The 17,748-nt window shown below is 73.4% G+C and carries 10 protein-coding genes; 1 reads left to right on the top strand and 9 read right to left on the bottom strand.

Features of this window, described 5'->3' with window-relative positions:
* Positions 1-150 precede the first annotated feature (150 nt).
* The 5 genes from ACQVFL_RS03335 to ACQVFL_RS03315 form a co-directional block, all read right to left on the bottom strand.
* Positions 151-1,530, bottom strand: coding sequence for an EsaB/YukD family protein (locus tag ACQVFL_RS03335; protein ID WP_396692278.1), 1,380 nt, complete (start codon positions 1,528-1,530; stop codon positions 151-153).
* Between the two features lie 25 nt (positions 1,531-1,555).
* Positions 1,556-4,297 (bottom strand): right-handed parallel beta-helix repeat-containing protein, encoded by a 2,742-nt coding sequence (locus tag ACQVFL_RS03330; protein WP_431728668.1) that lies wholly within the window; start codon positions 4,295-4,297, stop codon positions 1,556-1,558.
* Between the two features lie 7 nt (positions 4,298-4,304).
* Positions 4,305-5,945, bottom strand: a complete 1,641-nt coding sequence (locus tag ACQVFL_RS03325; RefSeq protein WP_431728667.1) for a S8 family serine peptidase — start codon at positions 5,943-5,945, stop codon at positions 4,305-4,307.
* Between the two features lie 57 nt (positions 5,946-6,002).
* Positions 6,003-6,557, bottom strand: coding sequence for a sigma-70 family RNA polymerase sigma factor (locus ACQVFL_RS03320; protein WP_396692275.1), 555 nt, complete (start codon positions 6,555-6,557; stop codon positions 6,003-6,005).
* 93 nt (positions 6,558-6,650) lie between these two features.
* Complete coding sequence (locus tag ACQVFL_RS03315) at positions 6,651-9,611, bottom strand: hypothetical protein (protein WP_431728666.1); 2,961 nt, start codon at positions 9,609-9,611, stop codon at positions 6,651-6,653.
* 163 nt (positions 9,612-9,774) lie between these two features.
* Between ACQVFL_RS03315 and ACQVFL_RS03310 the strand changes: the two genes are divergently transcribed.
* The gene (locus ACQVFL_RS03310) at positions 9,775-10,473 is read left to right on the top strand and encodes a LuxR C-terminal-related transcriptional regulator (RefSeq protein WP_396692273.1); all 699 of its coding nucleotides are present in this window, start codon (positions 9,775-9,777) and stop codon (positions 10,471-10,473) included.
* Between the two features lie 10 nt (positions 10,474-10,483).
* Here the strand turns inward: ACQVFL_RS03310 and ACQVFL_RS03305 are convergent, their stop codons facing one another.
* From ACQVFL_RS03305 to eccCb, 4 genes are all read right to left on the bottom strand, one after another.
* A complete protein-coding gene (locus ACQVFL_RS03305; RefSeq protein ID WP_431728665.1) occupies positions 10,484-11,935 on the bottom strand; it encodes a hypothetical protein in 1,452 nt (483 codons plus the stop codon).
* 41 nt (positions 11,936-11,976) lie between these two features.
* Positions 11,977-12,678, bottom strand: coding sequence for a hypothetical protein (locus tag ACQVFL_RS03300; protein WP_396692271.1), 702 nt, complete (start codon positions 12,676-12,678; stop codon positions 11,977-11,979).
* Between the two features lie 9 nt (positions 12,679-12,687).
* On the bottom strand, positions 12,688-13,005 hold the full coding sequence (locus ACQVFL_RS03295; protein ID WP_431728664.1) for a YbaB/EbfC family nucleoid-associated protein: 318 nt from the start codon (positions 13,003-13,005) through the stop codon (positions 12,688-12,690).
* 620 nt (positions 13,006-13,625) lie between these two features.
* Positions 13,626-17,675 carry a type VII secretion protein EccCb gene (gene eccCb / locus ACQVFL_RS03290; RefSeq protein WP_431728663.1) on the bottom strand — a complete coding sequence of 1,350 codons (4,050 nt, stop codon included), beginning with the start codon at positions 17,673-17,675 and terminating at the stop codon, positions 13,626-13,628.
* Between the last annotated feature and the right edge of the window lie 73 nt (positions 17,676-17,748).

The raw sequence follows: 17,748 nt of genomic DNA, 5'->3' as shown, positions 1-17,748 counted from the left end.
CGTCGCCGCCGGGCACCTGATACCTCGCCTCGTCGCCACTTCATGCGGGTCGCCGCCACTGCGGCACGCCGCACCCGTCGTACACCATGGCACCCCTAAGCGGGATGCCCGAAAGTCCCCATTCGGGCTGTGGTCCCGTCCCCCTGGGGGTCAGAAAATGTTGCGACCCACCTCGACCATGTGTCGGAACGCGCCGAGCACGCCCAGCGCCAACGGCACCATGAGCAGACTGGTGATCACCCCGAACACCTCGGCCCGGCTGCGGCGACGGGCCGAGGGGTGCACCATCGGCCCGTCGCGTGGCGGCTCGGGTGTCGAGGGACGCAACAGGCTCAGCGCCACCCCGGCTCCGGCGACGCCGAGCCCGGCCAGCACGAGCACGACCAGGGTCGCGCCGGGGCCCGCGCCGAGCATCCCGACGACCGCGAGGATCAGGCTGAAGCAGCCGACCAGTGCGGCGGTGCCGAGCAGGAGCAGTTCGGCGGAGAACGCCACCAGCCGGCAGCGGGCCATCAGGGCGATGCTGGCCACCGCGGTCAACGCGACCGCCCAGCCGCCGCCGTTCGAGGCCAGCACCGGAAGCGCGGCGGTCAGCGCCAGCGCCGGACCGACGAGCACCACCGAGAGTAGTCGGTGGGAGCGGTCGACCAGCCCGATCGTGACCGGCAGGGCGGCCGACTGGTCCGGCGGTCGGCGCTGTCCCCACGACGCCACGGTGGCGGCGATCCGCCGGGCCACCGCGATGATCCCCATCGCCGTCACGGTGACCACCGCGGCGGCACCGGCGCGGTCGGTGTCCAGCGCCCGGATCAGGGACACCAGCGCCAGGCCGACGGTCAGGTGCAACTGCACCACGACCAATGCGGCGGTCGGGATGACCACCAGCGCCATCAGCGCGGCCAGGCAGGCGCCGAACACCGCGCCGTCCCAGCGGTACGCCGTCGCGCCGAGCACCCGGGTCACCAGCATGCCGGCCGCCGCCAGACACGGCACCGAGGTCAACGCGACCGCCATCCGCAGCCAGTCCGGCACCACCTCGCGGTGCTGGGTGAGGCTCCACGCTCCGGCGAGCAGGCCCAACGCGGCCAGGACGAGCCCGGCGGCGGTGCCGGCACCGCCCTCGAACCGGAGTCCCGCGGTGATCGCGGCCACCGTCGTCCACAACAGACCAAGGCCGAGGACGGTCGTGCCACCCCGGAGTCGCTGCTGGCGATGCCGGTGGGTCTCGTCGGCGACGAGTTCCTCGATCTCCTCCACCAGTGGCGCGTCGTTCGGCTCCTGGGCGGCGTCGCGGAGGTACAGCACCTGGCCGTCGACCACGCCGACATCGAGCAGGGTGGCGTCCAGCGGCAGCGGCGGATGACCGGCGGGAGCCAGGGACCAGGCCGGCGGAAGCACGTCGGCCCGGTCCTGGCCGCACATCTCGGCCAGGCGGGCCGAGTACTCGCCGACCGGTGCCCCGGACGGCACCGACACGTCCAGTCGGCGGCGGGTGCCGACCACCGTGATCCGGCTCCGCTCGCCGCTCATCGGCCCTCCCGGCACCCGAGCCGTGTCATCCGGCCACCTCCAGGTCGTCGGCGTGCAGGTCGTCGGCCTCCAACGTGCTCAGCTCGGCGGTGCTGGGCGCGTCCATCTCGGCGATCCGGGCGGCATGCCGCTCGGTCATCATCTGGAAGACCTTGCGGGCGAACCGGCCGTTGCCGAAGCCCTCGCCCCGCAGGACGCCGTCGAAGTAGGTGAGCAGTGCGGCACGGCCGCCCTCCGCGACGTGGTACTGGTGTCGGCTCGCCTGCTTCTCCACGATCTGGACCAGTTCCACGGACGAGTAGTCCTCGAAGCTGAGCGTCCGGGAGAAGCGCGAGGACAGGCCCGGGTTGGCCGCGACGAACTGCCGCATCTCGTCCGGGTAACCGGCGACGATCACCACCACCTCGTCCCGGTGGTCCTCCATCAGCTTCACCAGCGTCGAGATCGCCTCCTGGCCGAAGTCCGTCCCGCCCCCGGTGGGTACCAGGGCGTACGCCTCGTCGATGAAGAGCACCCCGCCGAGGGCCTTGCGGAAGGCCGCCTGGGTCTTCGGTGCGGTGTGGCCCACGTACTCGCCGACCAGCGTGCCCCGGTCCACCTCGACCAGGTGTCCACGTTCGAGCATGCCCAGCGCGGCGAGCAACTGCCCGTAGAGCCGGGCCACGGTCGTCTTGCCGGTGCCGGGGTTGCCGGCGAAGACCAGGTGCCGGGACATCGGCGGCGGTGCGAGACCGGCCTCCCGACGACGTTTGACGGTCTGCACCAGCTTGACCATGGTGCCCACGTCCCGCTTGACCCGGGCCATCCCGACCAGGTCGTCGAGCTGGCCGAGCAGGTCGGCCAACTCCGGCACCTTGCTGGTGGCACCGGCTCGGGGTGCGGCGGCGGGGCGACGCGGACCGGGACCGGCCGGCACCGCGCGGGCGGCGACCGGCTCGGTCGGCAGGGTCGCCTCGGCGACGTCGGTGCTCCAGCACTCCTCGAAGGTCGCCCGGCCCTGGTCGGTCTGGTCGACGTCGGCCCCGGCGTCGTGCACGTGGCAGCGCAACAACGCCGGATCGGCGTCGGCGCCGACGTGCACGGCGGGGTAGTCGGTCCGGGAGATGTCGCAGTCGGTGAGGCTGCCGTGCGCGCCGTCGCCGACGTACACGCCGTTCTTGCGGCACTCCCGCACGGTCAGGCTGCGGATCATCGGCTCGGCGCCCTCCCAGAGCACCAGCCCGCTGCCGCCGATGTCGGTGATCTCGCACTCTTCGAGCGTCGGTGTGGCGTACGCGTCGACGAGCACTCCGGCCGCGCCGCAGGAGGCGATCCGGCAGTTCCGGGCCAGCAGCGCGGCGTGCGGGGCGACCTCGATCCCGGTCTGCTCGACGTCGCGGACCTCGCAGTCGGTCAGCAGCGGGCGGTGCGGGGTGTCCACGCGTACGCCGGCCCGGGAGTCGGTGACGGTCAGCCCGCGCAACTCGGCGTCGGCGCCACCGTCGATCTGCACGCCGCCGAGTCCGGCACCGGTGATGGTGCCGCCCTCCACCCGAAGCAGGGCCCGGTCCGAGGCGCGTACCCCGAACTCGGGGGTGTCCGCGATGGTGCACTCGACCAGCGCGGCACTGGCCGTACCGGTGAGGTGCACCGCGCTGTACTCGGAGCGCCGCACCTCGCTGCCGTGCATCAGGATCCGCCCGTCGTCGGCGGCGTAGAGCCCGTTGGCGGCCGAGTCGGCGAAGGTGCCCCCGGTGAGGCGGACCTCGGCGCGGTCCCGGACGGCGAGCGCGGTCTGACCGGCCTGGTTGATCCGGCTGCCGGCCATCGAGAGCCGGCTGTCGCCGCCGGCCAGCACGCCCGGACCTCGGGCGGCGTCCACGGTCGACTCGTCCAGGTGCAGGTGGCCGTACCCGGCGAGGAGCACTCCGGCGGAGGCCGCACGGCTGATCGTGCACCGCCGGACGAGCACCCCGCCGGTCTCGCCGGTCTCCCCCGTGCCCGAGGTCCCGGCGTGTTCGGGCCGCAGCGGCGGCCACCAGTCCGGACCAAAGGTCGCGCTGCCGCTGACCCGCAGCCCCTCGGCGGCCAGGTCGTGCAGTTGGCAGTCGGTCAGTCGGGCCTGCCCGCCGCCGCTGACCTCGACACCCACCCCGCCGCTGGGCCCGATCTCGCACCGGGTGAGCGTCAGCGTGGCGTTGTCCGCCACCAGCGCACCGGCGCCGACACCGCCCATCCGGCTGTCGGCCAGGGTGACCCGGGCACTACCGGCGGCCTCGACGGCGGCGCCCCCGGTCTCGGTCATCTCGACCGAGGTGCCCTCCACCGTCGCCTGGTCGGCGGCGATGAGCCCGGGAGCCGCCCCGGTACGCAGGATGGCGCAGTCCCGCAGGGTCGCCGAGGCGTCCCCGCTGACCTGGACCGCGCCTCCGGTGACCGTGGTCGACTCCAGCGCGATCCGGCCGGTGGCGGCGACCACCACGGCACCGGAGCCGCTGAGCACGAACCCGCGGACGGTGGCCGACCCGGACCGTACGGCGAGCGCCGGACCGTGCGGCGCGACCAGCTCGACCGCGCCGCCGTCGTTCTCGGCCACCAGCGTCACCGACTTGTCCACGGTCAACGACTCGCGGTACACGCCGGCCACCACCGACACCACGCCGCCGTCACGGGCCGCCCGGATCGCCGAGGAGATGGTGCGGTGCCGGCTCCACGGGCGGGTGGAGACCCGTTCGATGCGGCCGGACGGCGCGCTGGCCGGGACGGAGACCGCTGGCTGCCCCGTCACTTGGCGATCACCTCAACCGCTGCGCATCGGAGGGGTCGGCCGGACGCATCGCGGGCGCGTCGAGCTCCGGTTCGGGGTCCTTGCGGTCGTCGGAGCGCAGCACGGTCCGCAGCCGCATCACCGACAGCACCGTCACCGCCACCAGCACCAACCCGATGAGCACGAAGATGGCCACCTGGCCGCCGCTGGTCGACGAGTCGCTGTCACCGGCCGGCGGGCCGTTCGGGGCAGCCGCCCCGCCGTCGCTCTCCATCGCCGCGTTCACCGAGGTGAAGGGGTCGATGACGCCGTCGCCGTAGGAGGCGGGATCCTCCGAGGTCTCCGCGGTGCGGCTGGCCGTGCTGCGGATCCGCTCGGTCACCTGAGCGGCCGACAGGTTCGGGTACGCGGACCGGACCAGCGCGGCCTGACCCGCCGCGTACGCCACCGCGTACTGGGTGCCGCTGCCGACGAACTCGCCCGCACCGCCGATGCCGAGGCTCGCCACGTCCACGGCGGGCGCGACCACGTCCACGCCCCCGGCACGGTAGCTGGCCGCCATCTTGCCGTCGCCGTCGATGCCGCCGACCCGCAGCATGCCCCGGTCCGGCAGCCCCGACTCCGGGTCGCTCGACTCCAGGTCGGCGGCGGAGACCACGACGATGTCGTGCTTGACGGCGGTGGCGATCGCCTCGGCGACCGCCGGGACGTTCGGGTCCACGTACGACCCGAGCGCGATCACGGTGGCACCGGCGGCCACCGCAACCTCGATACCGGCCGCCTGGTCCGCCGGCTGCGACTCGGCCTTGGTGGTGACGACCCGGACCGGCATCACGGTCGCCTCCGGAGCCACTCCCGTCACCTTGCCCTTCGAGCCGGACTGGGCGATGGCGATACCGGCCATCGCGGTGCCGGTACCGAGGCAGTCGACGTCGCCCCGGCCGCTACCGGCCACCACGTCCATGCCCTGGGTGACCCGGCCGCGCAGCTCGGCGAGGCTGCCGTCCACACCGGAGTCCACGATCGCGATCATCTGGCCCTCGCCCCGGCTCCGGGACCACGCCCGCTCCGGTGACATCCGCCGCTCCGCCCAGTCCGCGCGGTCCTTGTCGCCCCGTGTCGCAGTGCCGCACTTGGCGCCCCCCGAACCGGGCTTGTTGGTCCCGCTCGGACTCGGGGTGGGGCTGGGGCTGGGAATGGTGGGGCGGGGCAGCGGGTTCGTCGCGGGTGGTGCGGCGGAGGCCCCGCCCGACGGTGGACGGGCCGACGGCGACGACGGGGACGGCAGCGAGCCGCGCTCCACCCCGTCACCGACCGCGTCCCACGGCAGCACCAGGTGCCAGCCGGCACGCAGTTGACTCGGGTCAGTGAGGGCACCGCCGCCGGGCTGGGCCCGGCCGACGTTCAGGTTGAAGATCTCCTCCGCGCGGTCCCGGGTGCCGAGGAAACGCTCGGCGATGTCGCGCAGACCCTCCGGCTTGCCCGCGTACGCGGACTCCACCGTGTAGTACTTGACGTACGGTGCGGCCTGGGCGCGGGCCGGGAGGACGGGCAGTGCGGCCAGCAGCACGCCGAGCACCACCACCACGTACCGTCCCACCCGTGACGGGTACCGGCTGACCAACATCTCCCTCGCCCCCTCGTCGTGCCCGTCCGGGTCCGGACTCACGACTCCACGACGGTCCCGGTCGCCACGACGTTCAGTCGCCGCGTCGGGAGTTTCCGATCACGCCGCCAGTGCGCCGGGCCCGCCGATGATGCCCCGCGCGGCGCGCAGAGCGTAGAACGACCGCGATCGTACGGTCCCCTCCGGGATGCCGATCCGGGCCGCCGCCTCGGCCACCGAGACGTCGCCGTAGTAGAGCTCGACCAGCACCGCACGGTGTTCGGGGGTGAGCTTGCGCAGCACGTCGGCCAGGGCGAACCGGTCGAGCAGGCCGTCGAACTCGTCGTCCGGCGAGTGGGCCCAGCTCACGTCCATCCCGTAGACCTCGGTGGGTCGGGCGGCCCGCGCACGGGCGGTGTCGATCGAGAGGTTCCGCGCCACGATGAACAGCCACCGGCGGATCGTGGCGTCGTCGGCGGGCAGTTCGCTCAGCCGGGACCAGGCCCGCAGCATGGTCTCCTGCAACAGGTCCTCGGCGAGCTGGCCCTGCCCCCGGGTCAGCCGCAGCAGGTAGTAGTACAACGGTTGGGCGTTGTCCGCGAAGACACGCCGCATCCGGTGATCGAGGTCGACATCTGTCTCGACCCGCTCCTGCACACCAACGTTGGCACCCATCGCTGCAGCCCTCCCCAGGACCCGGACCCTTGCCCCGCACCGCTCAATCGGGACGCTAGTGATTCGGGCGGCGGGCGGCGTGAGCCGAAGGACTCAGTGGGGCCCAGGTCTGGTCCCAGCAGTGCTGCCCGGCCGGGTGGTGGTGTCGGCCCGGCTGGCGAGGAAGTCGGCCAACGACATCTCCGGTTCGCCCACCGTCCGCCAACCGAATCGGCCCGCCGAGAGCAGCCGGACGACCTCGACCTCCTCGTTCGCCTCCCGGGGCAGCAGCAGGCCCGCGCCGGCCTCCAGCATCGAACCGGCCGCCGACCGGATCTGCGGCAGGTCGCCGATCTGCGCCACGGTCGCCCGTACGTCGACCGCGCACCGCCACGGCACCCGCACCTGCACCAGCAGCCGCCCCCGACGGGCACGCGGCCGGTTGCGCAGCAGCACCAGTCCCTGGTTCCGGATCGTCGACCCGGGATCGCGCACCAGCGCGTAGGCGAGCGCGTCGGCCTCGTACGGCCAGCGGGGCAGGTCGGCCGGCAACCCCTCGACGCCGTGCCCGGCACCGGTGCAGCGCAGCGCCAACGGCGGCGTGGACGGGGCGACCGGCTGCTCCACGTACCGCCCGGACGCGTCGACACCGAACCCGGCGACGAGTTGGGTTCGGTCCAGCAGACCACCCGGGAGCAGGTACGACTCGTCCCGGTCGACGAGCAGTTCGTGCAGGGCCGGCGGCTCGTGCACGGTGATCGAGGACATGTCCACCGCGCCACCGGCGAGGACGCGTACCCGCAGCAGGTGTTCGTCCGCCCGCAGCGCGGCGGGCACCGGCGGGCGGAGCGTGCCGACCAGGAACAGGTTCGCGGTGGGTACGCCGGTGCCGGTGGCCTCGGTCGGCGAGCAGCCGGCGACCACGTACAGCTCGACCGGATCGGCGTTCACGGTCGGTCGCTCGGCGATCCAGTAGATCGCGTGCGACACCGGCCGACGTACCGTGCCGAGCTTAGGTGCGGCGCTGACCGGAAGCTCCGGCCCGGGCGGCGGGGCGGGCCGGTCGGGCCGCCCCGACCCGGGCTCCATCACCGGGCCGCTACCGGGCCGTCGCGGCGTCCCCGGCCCGGGCTCCACGACCGGACCAGGGCGTCGCTCCGCTCGCGGATCGGGTTCCCGTACCGGACCGGCCTCGACGCGCGGCCCGCTCGCCGGACGCGGGCCCGCCACCGGTCCGACCAGCGGTCGTGGTGGCCCGACCTGCCGCTCGACGCGCCTCGGCTCGGTCCGGTTGGGCTGGGCCCAGCCGCCCGCCCGGGTCGGTGCAGGCGAAGAAGTGGACGGCGGAGGTGGGGTGAACGGCGGCGGGGGCGGGGGCGACTCCGGGGCCGGGGGCAGCTCCGGGGCCGGGGGCAGCTCCGGGGCCGGGGGCAGCTCCGGGGCCGGGGACGTCGGCACGGGCAGGGGCAGGGCGGCGTGCACCGGGACCGGGGGCACCGGGTCCGACGTCACCGCCGGCACGCGGCCCACCGACGACGGCGCCGGGTACGCCCGGACGTCGGAGGCCGAGGCCACAGCCGACGCCCCGGGCTCACCCGCCTGCTGCCGGTCGACCGACGGTGTCACCTCGACGGTGGTGCTCCGGCTGTTGCTCTCCGCCGTGACCAGCACACCGTCGTCGCTCTGCCAGCGGCGCTGCGAGTCGTCCTGGTCGAGGCGCTGCCAGTCGACCGGACGACCCCGCTCGTCGACCGCGCGGGCCGTACCGTCGACGCTGTCGAAGGCGGCCCCCGGCGGCAGCACCCACACCTCGGCGCGCAGCCCCTCCACCAACCGGCTGCCGTAGTGGCGGACCCCGGCCTCGGCGGAGGCCGGATAGCTCGCCAGCAGCAACAGGTCCTCCCCCTGCCACCCGGCGGTGCGCAGCATCCGTTGCAGCACCCGTGGCCCGAGCGCGTGCGGCCCGGAGTCGGCGTACTGCACCGCCCACCGGCCGTCGTTGAGGATGGTCAGGTCGATCCGGAACAGCCCGTGCTGGGCCTGGAGGCTGCTGTACCGCGAGTTCATCGCCCGTTGGCGGGCGGGTGCGACGCTGACCAGGGGTGCGCCCGGATAGGGCGTGACGACCATCCGCCCGGCCGGGGACAGCCGACCATCCTGGTCCGGCTCGAAGCGCGGCGAGGCGGCCATCGGCGGCAGATAGGTACGCCACTCGGCCGGGCCGCCGGCCCGGTCCACCGCACTGAGGTCCTGGCAGCTCTCCAGGACCTCCAGGGCGGCGGTACGCTCCGGCGCCCAGACGATCGCCCCGGTGTTGTCCGCGAACGCGGCCAGATTGGCGTGCAGGCGCTGCCGCTCCTCCGGGTCGGAGGGCCAGTGCAGCCACATCCGGATCTCGCTGCCGTACAACGGCACGTCGGAAAGGGCAGCGGCGAGCTGACGCCCACCGGTCACCCGATAGGAGCCGGTGTAGTCGCCGACCACGAAGCCACCGCCCCGGACCGACACCCCGATCGTGGTCAGTTCCGGGTGCCCCGGGGCCAGGTCCACCGCAGCGGCCCGGCGGGCCACGAAGTCGGCGCGGGTGGCCAGCGTCAGCCCACCGGGCAGTGGCGCGGCGACGACACCGGACCGGGGGCGCAGCACGCCGCCGGTCGTCTCGTACCAGCCGGGCAGGTCGGTGGCCATCGCCGGGGGTTGGACGACGAGCCACTCCACCGGTCGCCCGGTCCGGGCGTCCACCAGGCTGGGCTCCGGCTCCCGGTCCCCGTCGAAACGCAGCATGCTGCCGACCGGACTGATCAGCACATCCCGCCCGAGGATCCCGGCCAGCTCGGCGAAGATCTCCGCGTGATCCTCGGCACCGTCCATCATGATCCGGACGTCGTCGCCCGCTCCACCGCCCCGGCGCACCAGGTCGGCGAGCTGTCCGGCGTCGAGCGGCGTCCCACTGCCGCGCAGCGCGACCGGGAGACCGTCCGGGCCGGTACGCAGCCAGATGTCGTAGAGCCCGTCGATTCGGCGGTGTTCCGGGCGGGCCCGGGTGGCCGGTGTCGGCGGCAGCCTGCCGGTCATGACGCTCGTCCGTTCCTCGATGTCCCCCCTTGCACGTCCTCTCAACGGACGGCGGTGCCTGGTTTTCTCAATCCGACGTCGGCGAGTCCGTGCCATCACCCCGCTGAACACGGCGGGTCCCGCGTCCGTCGTGTGATGCACCGGGCAGAGAAGGGGTACGGCCATGGAACAGGATCTGGGTACGGTCGCGATCGTGTGCGACCAGCCGTTGTCGCGGGTCGGGATGGAACGTCTGGTGCAGGACGAGCCGGGTCTCGCGCTCGGCCCCTCGGTCGGCTCGGCCGGTGAGCTGGAGCAGGCCGGACCGGCCGACTACCGGGTCATCTTCATCGACCTGCCGGCGCTGCCCGGTGCGAGCGTGCTGGAGCTGATCGGGAAGCTCGCCACCCGTGGCGCCCCGCTGGTCTGCGCCACCTGGGAGCAGCCGCCGGGCCTGCTCTCCGCCGTCCGGGCCGGGGCCCGCGGCGTGATCACCCGGTACGCCGAGCAACCCGACGTGCGCCTGGCGTTGCGGGTGGTCGCCACCGGCGGGCTGCATATCGGTGCGGAGTTGGCCGACCGGTTCACGGCGGACCTGTCGCGCCCGGCCGACGCCGACGAGAACGGACTGGCCCCACGCGAGGTGGAGACGCTGCGCTGGATCGCGCTCGGGCTCACCCACGCGCAGATCGCCACCCGGATGGGGCTGTCCCAGGCGACCGTCAACACGTACGCCAAGCGGATCCGGGCCAAGCTCAACGTGACCAACAAGGCGGAGCTGACCCGGATGGCGATCGAGCTGGGCCACGTGACCCAGGGACGCGTGGCGCACGGCCGGTTGACCCACGGTCACCTGAGCCACGGCTGGCGCGCCGCCTCCTAGCCCGCTCCACTCAGGACAGCTCGGCATCGGGCTCCCTCGTCGGCCGCACCGAGATCGACCAGCGGGACGGCGTCACCTCACCGAGCACCACCGGCACCTGGACTCCGGCTGTCCGCAACTCGCGGGCCACCCGTGCGTCGCCGCCGCCGAGCCGGGCGCAGACCACGATGCCCGGGGTCGGCGAGGGCTCCACGTCGGACAGTTGCGCCGCCCGGTTGCAGCCGTTCGGGAGGGAGTCGCCGAGCACGTCCCCGACCACGGTCACCTCGTTGCCGTCGGCCAGGGCCTGCCGGATCAGCCGACGTGCGTACCGCTGCCCGTCGGGCATGTTGCCGGCGACGGTGAGCACGTCCGGGCAGCGGACCAGGTCGACGTAGAGCCGCCAGCCGTCGCGGTCACCGAGCAGCAGCGGCAGGGTGGCGGCCGGTGGTGCCTCACCCGGGCCGTACCAGCCGAACGGCGCTGCCGCCGCGTCCCGGGCCCCGTTCAGGGACACGCTCAGGTTGAGCCCCTCGACCCGCAGGTCGGCGCTGAGCTCGGTGGCGTCGCCGACCTCCGGCCGCTCCGGTCCGGCGGACGGCTCCGACAGCGGCACCGGGGCCGGCGTCGGCGTCCGGCGCGGCAGTTCGGGAGAGGGCGGTCCCATCGGCCGCAGGCGACCGCCCAGCGAGGGACGGGCCGGACGCTCGGGGGCCGTCGGCCGTTCCGGCGCCACCGGTCGCTCAGGCGCTGTCGGCGGCAGGTGCGGTGCCCGTGACGTGGCGGTCGCCGGGTACGGGTCCACGACCGGCGGCGCGGAGGAGTGGGCACCGGCCAGCACCAGCTCGCGCTCGGCGTCGGTCGGCGGCGGGCCGGACCGGCCCGGGCGACCGGGTGCCGGTGGCGCATCCGACGACGCGGGTGGGTCGGACAGCGGCGGCGGGTCCGACAACGGCGGCGGCCCAGCGGACACCGCCTGCGCGGTGACTCCCCTTGTGCCCCGTCCACCACGGAGTACCGCCACCGCCACCGCGAACAGCATGACGGCCGCGAACACGCCGATGGCCTCGAAGATGGGGGCGCCCTGCCGTCCCGGAGTCGCCGAGTCCCGGGCCGCCGGGGGCGCCGCCTGGGTCGCCACCGGGTACTCGTCGTAGACGCCGGGGCCGCTGGCGTCGGCGGGCAGCGTCAGGATCCACCCGGGTTTCAGGACCATCGGGTCGGTGAGGTTCCCACCGTCCGGCTGCGGACGGCCCTTGGTCAGCTCGAAGATCTCCAGGTGCCGTCGGCCGGTGCCGAGGGTGCGGGCGGCGATCTCGTACAGCGACTCGCGCTGGCCGGCGACCGGCTCACCGACGATGTAGTACTTGGACCCGGCCGGGGCGGGCGGAGGATCGGCCGGGGCGGCGTGGACCGGCCCGACCGGTCCGAGCACGGCCAGGGCGGTCAGGCACACCACGACGATCCGACGCAGCCCTCGCACTGTTCCCCTCCCTCTTCCGACTCGCTGCCCGAAGGCGACCGTCACCGGCCGCAGGTGGCCCGGACTGCGGAGACCGCGAGCCGGGCGTCGGCCTCTCCCGCCGCCTGCGCCGTCACGCGTACCGCCAACTCGCTGCCGCGCAGCGGGAACGCGCCGACGTCCACCCAGCGTCCGGTGTTCTGCGCCTGGTTCACCTCGAACTCGGCGTACCCGGCACCGCCGCGCCCGGCCAGCACCTCGTAGCGGACGCTGGTCACCCAGGTGCCGGCACTGGACAGGTCACGCGGCACGTACACCTCGACGCGGCACTGCCCGCCGTTGGACGGGACGAACCACCACTGGACGAACTGGTCGGTGCCGGTGCTGATCGGCAGGGTCTGGAAGGTGCCCCGGCAGCCGCCCTCGGACCATCCGCCGTCCGCCACCGTACGCCACTGGTCGGTGCGACCCTGCACGTCGAACCCGTGCCGGTCGCTGGTGTCGCAGCCCCAGCCCGCAGTCGCCGTGTAGCCCGGGTCGGCTGCCCCGGCCTTGGAGCGCGGGCTGATGAGCTGCCAGAAGATCCCCACCACCAGGGAGATCAGCACGCACACCGCAGTCACCGTGATCAGCGTCGGCACACTGACCGACAGCCGGTCACTGGCCGGCTTCGACCCGGCGTGCTCGACGAACGCGGTGACGAAGTCCGATCGCCACCGCACCGTCCGCCGGGCCGGCGTCTGCGTCGCCTCGGTGGGGTCCACGATCGGTTGCTACCCGGCCAGCCTGTTGATCGACTCGGTCAGCAGCGCCATCCGTTCGGCAGCCTTCACCCGCAACTGCTCGGTCCCGTCCCGCAGCGCCGCCAGCACCAGGTCGCCGAGTTCGTCGGCGTCGCAGGTCTCCATCACGCGCGGGTCGATGTGCACCGCCTGGAACTCGTTGTCGGCCAACGTGACCGTCACGCCCCCGCCGACCGCCGACCCGACCACCTCGGAGTTGCTCATCGACTGCGCCAGCTCGGCGACCTCGTGCTCAAGCGCCTGGGTCCGAGCCAACATCTCGCTGAAATCCGCCTGCCCGCTGACCACAGCAACCCCTTCCTCGCCGTTCCGCCTCCGCACGACCGCGCACGGCCGTCGGCGACGATGGCCCCAGCCTCGCAGGCCGCACGGAGCAGCCGGTAGTCCCTCATCCGGCACCCACTCCGGCAAGGCGTGGCACCGCACGCTCATCCGGGGGCTATGCCGACGTCCCGGAATGGGGACGCCAGACCTCCCCCTCCCCGGCTCTCGCGCCCGAGGCTGGGATCGGAGGCTCGCCTGTGCCCTGCTTCACTCCACGCAACACTTCCGGTTCACCCCACGCAACACCTCCGGCGAGTTGCGCGGTCTCACGCCGAGATCCGGCGACGACCGCGCCACGTCTGCTCACGGCCGCGCCACGTCCACTGACGACCGCGCCACGTCCACTTTCAGGTGTCGCCCTGTCGAGCTGAACCGTCTACGCCGTCGGGCAGGGTGACTCGTTGCCGCTATCAGCTCGACAGGGCGGCGAGAGGGACCATCCGCCCTCGGCTCGTCGTCGGCCGACGACGAGCCGCTGCCGACACCCGGCAATTCACGCGTCCACGCCACGCCGACCGTCCACGCCGGGACGACGCGTCCGGCCACCGCCGGTTGAGCAACACGGGCTGGGTGCGTCGGGGCGGTCACGCCGGGGCGGTGTCGGTTTCGTCCTGTTCGGGGGTCTCGGCAACGGGCGGCGGGAGCGCGACCTGGATCAGGCGGCCCGGTTGGGCCCGCTCGACGAGCGTGCCCCGACCGGGCGGGCGGGCGGCGGCGCGCTCGCTGCCCAGCACGACGCCCTCGCGGCTGTCGCCGGAGAGGATCAGGCCACTGCAACCCATCTCCTTGACCCGGTTGAGCAACGGATCGGCCATGGCCCGCGCCATGCCGCTGACCCGGCGGGCCAACACCAGGTGCAGGCCGATGTCGCGGGCCTGCGGCAGGAAGCGGGACAGCGGGGCGAGCGGGGCTGCGGAGCCGGTGGGCAGCAGGTCGTAGTCGTCGGCCACCACGTAGATGTCCGGGCCCTCCCACCAGTCCCGCTGGCGTAGCCGCTGCGGGCTGATCCCGGCCGGTGGCAGCCGCTCGGTGAGCTTCGCGACCACCTGCTGGACGTAGGCGCTGGCGGTGTCCGGGTCACCGGCGTAGGCGGCCAGATGGTCCTGCGGCACGGCGTCGAGCAGCGAGAGACGCGTGTCGAGCAGCACCACCCGCGCGTCCCAGGCGGACTGTCGTGCGCAGAGCGCCGCCAGCCAGGTACGCAGGGCCGACGACTTGCCGGAACCGGCATCGCCGAAGACGAGGAAGTGCGGGTCGTCGCGGATCAGGTCGATGGTCACCGGCTTCAGGTCGGACTCGCCGATCCCGATGGGTACGGCGGTCGGCGCGGCGTCCGGCGGCGCAGGCACGTCGGCGGCGTCGATCCGTGCCGGGAGCAGGCGTACCGGCGGGGCCGGGGGGCCGGACCAGCCGGCGGCGATCTTGCCGAGGACGTCCTGCTGGGCCGCGCGTAGACCGTCGACGCTGTCCTGGCCGTCCATCCGGGGCAGGACGAGCTGGAAGTAGACGCCGGGCTGGCTCAGACCCCGACCGGGCACCTTCGCCGGCACCCGGGCGGCGAGGCGGCGGTTCACCTCGGACTCGGCGGGATCGTTGAGACGCAGCTCGATCCGGGTGCCGATGCTGTCCCGCAGGGCGGGGCGGATGTCGTTCCACCGGCCGGTCGTGATGATCAGGTGTACGCCCACGCCGAGTCCCCGGGCGGCAATCTCGTTGATCACCGGGTCGGCCCAGTCGAACTCGGTCCGCAACGCGCCCCAGTTGTCGACGAAGAGGAAGACGTCGGCGGCGCGTACCCCCTCGGGCAGTTTGCCGGCGCGGCGAAGGTCGCGCAGGTCGGCGATGGAGTCCAGGCCGAGGGCGCGGAGCAGTTGCTCCCGTTCGCTGATCAGCGACCGTACCTCGACGATCATCCGACTCACCAGGTCACGGTCGCTGCGACCGGCCACCGAGCCGACGTGCGGCGCCTCGGCCATCGTGTGCAGCGTGCCGCCGCCGAAGTCCACGCAGTAGAACTGCATCTCGTCGGGGCTGTGGGTGAGCATCCCGGCGAGCATCAGGGTCCGCAGCAGCGTGCTGCGCCCGGTCTGGGGTGCGCCGACGATCGCGATGTTGCCGTGTGCCCCGCCGAAGTCCATCATCAGCGTTTCCTGCTCCTGCTTCAGCGGCAGGTCGAGCAGGCCGATGGGGACGGCCAACGAACCGGTCATCGGCCAGTGCTTCGCGCTGTAGCCCCGGCCGGGGTGGTGGGCGACCGGGCCGAGCAGGTGGTCCAGGGCGAGCGCCTTCGGCAACGGCGGCAGCCAGACCTGGTGCACCGGGCTGATGACCGAGGTGAGCCGGTTCACCACGATGCCCAGCTCGGTCTGGCCACCCCGCTCCGCTGCCGGTGGCGGCTCGTCCAGCTCTTCCTCGGTCATCCGGGTCATTCCCCGCAGCGGGAACTGCGCGACGGTGTTGCGGGGCTTCGCACCGCTGGCCCGTTCCCGTTCCTCGGCCGAGACGTAGCCAGCGGAGACGTGCGCGACCCGGAACCGCTGGTAGATCGACTCGTCCACCTTGAGGTACGCGGAGCCGGGAATCGGTGGCAGGTTGTACGCGTCGGTGGTGCCGATCACCGTACGGCTCTCGCTGGCGCTGAACGTACGCAGGCAGATGCGGTAGGACAGGTGGGAGTCCAGCCCGCGCAGTCGCCCCTCCTCCAGCCGCTGGGTGGCCATCAGCAGGTGCATGCCGAGGCTTCGACCGACCCGGCCGATCTGCACGAACAGCTCGGCGAAGTCCGGCCGACCGGAGAGCAGTTCACCGAACTCGTCCACCACGATCAGCAGGTACGGCAGCGGGTCGAGCGGACGGCCGTCGGTGCCGACGGCACCCTCCGCGCGGCGGCTCTGGTACTCGCGTACCGAGTCGATGTTGCCGGCGTCGCGCAGCATGCGTTGCCGGCGTTGCTGCTCACCCATCAGCGCGGCGAGCACCCGGTCGATCATCGCGGCGTCGTCGGCCAGGTTGGTGATCAGACCGGCGACGTGCGGCAGCCCGGTCAACGGGGCGAACGCGGCACCGCCCTTGAAGTCGATCAGCACGAAGCTGAGCAGCTCCGGCGGGTGGGTCAGGGCCAGGCCGGTGACGAGCGTACGCAGCAACTCGCTCTTGCCGGAGCCGGTGGCACCGACGATCAGGCCGTGCGGGCCCGAGCCGCCCTGCGCCGACTCCTTGATGTCCAGCACCAACGGGTGGCCGTCCCCGTCGGTGCCGATCGGCGCGCGCAGCAGCCGTGGGTCGCCGGCACCGATCCAGCGGCTGGTGATCTCGGAGTTCATCGGGTCGCCGCCGAGCACCATCTCGGTGAGCGAGACGGTGCGGGCGAGGACCTGCTCCCGTTCGTCGCTGAGCCGTAGCGGTGCCAGGGTCCGGGCGACCAGCTCGGCCATGCCCAGACTCACCCGGTCGACGTGGCAGTCGGTGGCGGGCGTGACGACCAGCTCCGCCCTGCCCTCCGTGGTGAGCTGGCCGTCCGCTCCACAGCGCAGCCGCAGGTTGACCCGGCTCGGTTCGTCGGACTCGCGCTGGACCAGGAAGACGAGCGTGATGCCGAGATGCGGACCGGCCCCGGCCAGCAGGGCGGCCATCAGCTCGCCACGCCCCCACTCGGAGAACGGGTCGAAGCTGGTGAACACCAGGATCAGCCGGGGCAGGGTCGGTCCGCCGGTGGTCGGGCGCCGGTTGCCCTGCTGGTCGAGTCGCCGCCGGAGTTCGGCCTCCAGGTAGTCGGTGAGCGCGGCCGGGCTCTCCCCGACCAGCGACAGCTCCCCCGCCTCGCCGCGCAGTTCCGGGTCGATGGTGTGCGGCAGCCACTTCGCCCACTGCCACTGGTCGTCCCCGCCGGCCTCCACCGCGACGAGCACGTCGTCCGGCGCGTGGAAGACGCTGACCTGGCAGAGCAGAGCGCGGGCGACCTCGGCGGTGGCCGGCGGCGGGCCGAGCAGGCTGATCACCCCGGCCCGGCCGATGTCGACCACCATCGGCTGCTCGGGTACCACGCCGAGTCGTTCCACCAGTCGTTCGGCGGCCTCCTGCGACTCCCAGTCGTAGTCGGTGAGCGGGTCGATCTTGGCGTCGAGCTCGATCGGGGTGGTCAGTCGGACCGTACCCCGGCCGAGCCGGACCTGGAGGAAGTCGGCGTCGTCGCGACGGCGTTCCCAGACGCGGTGGCCGCCGACGCCGATCGACCAGAGTCGGGCCGGCTCGGGGTTGGCCAGCGCGGAGGCGGCGCGTTGCGCGTTGGCGCTCTGTCGCGCCTGGTCCCGCACGAGCCGCAGGTGGCTGCGGTACCGGCGGCGCTGTTTGCGGGCCGTGACCCCTCGGGTACGCCGCTGCCCGAGGAAGAGGAAGACGACGGCGGCGATCGAGGAGAAGAAGAAGACCGAGCCGAGGATGATGGTCGCCGGCTGCCCGAAGCTGACCATGTACGCGGCCATACCGACACTGCTGATCAGCGGCAGGACCAGGTTCCAGGCGTGCGAACCGGTCGAGGCGTCCGGCACCTCGGGAGGCACGGGCAGCACGATCCGGTCCGTCGGCAGCGCCGGCAGGATGTGGCGGGCCGGACGGTGGAAGGCCACCCGGCTCATCCGGCCACGCTCCGCTCGTTCATGTCCTCCACGACGGGCCGGGGTGACCTCCCGTTCAGTCGCCGGGACGGGC

This window comes from Verrucosispora sp. TAA-831 (genome assembly GCF_050780145.1).
Taxonomy (GTDB): domain Bacteria; phylum Actinomycetota; class Actinomycetes; order Mycobacteriales; family Micromonosporaceae; genus Micromonospora.
Note: the sequence above shows the minus strand (reverse complement) of the source record. Positions and strands in the feature narration are given on the sequence as shown.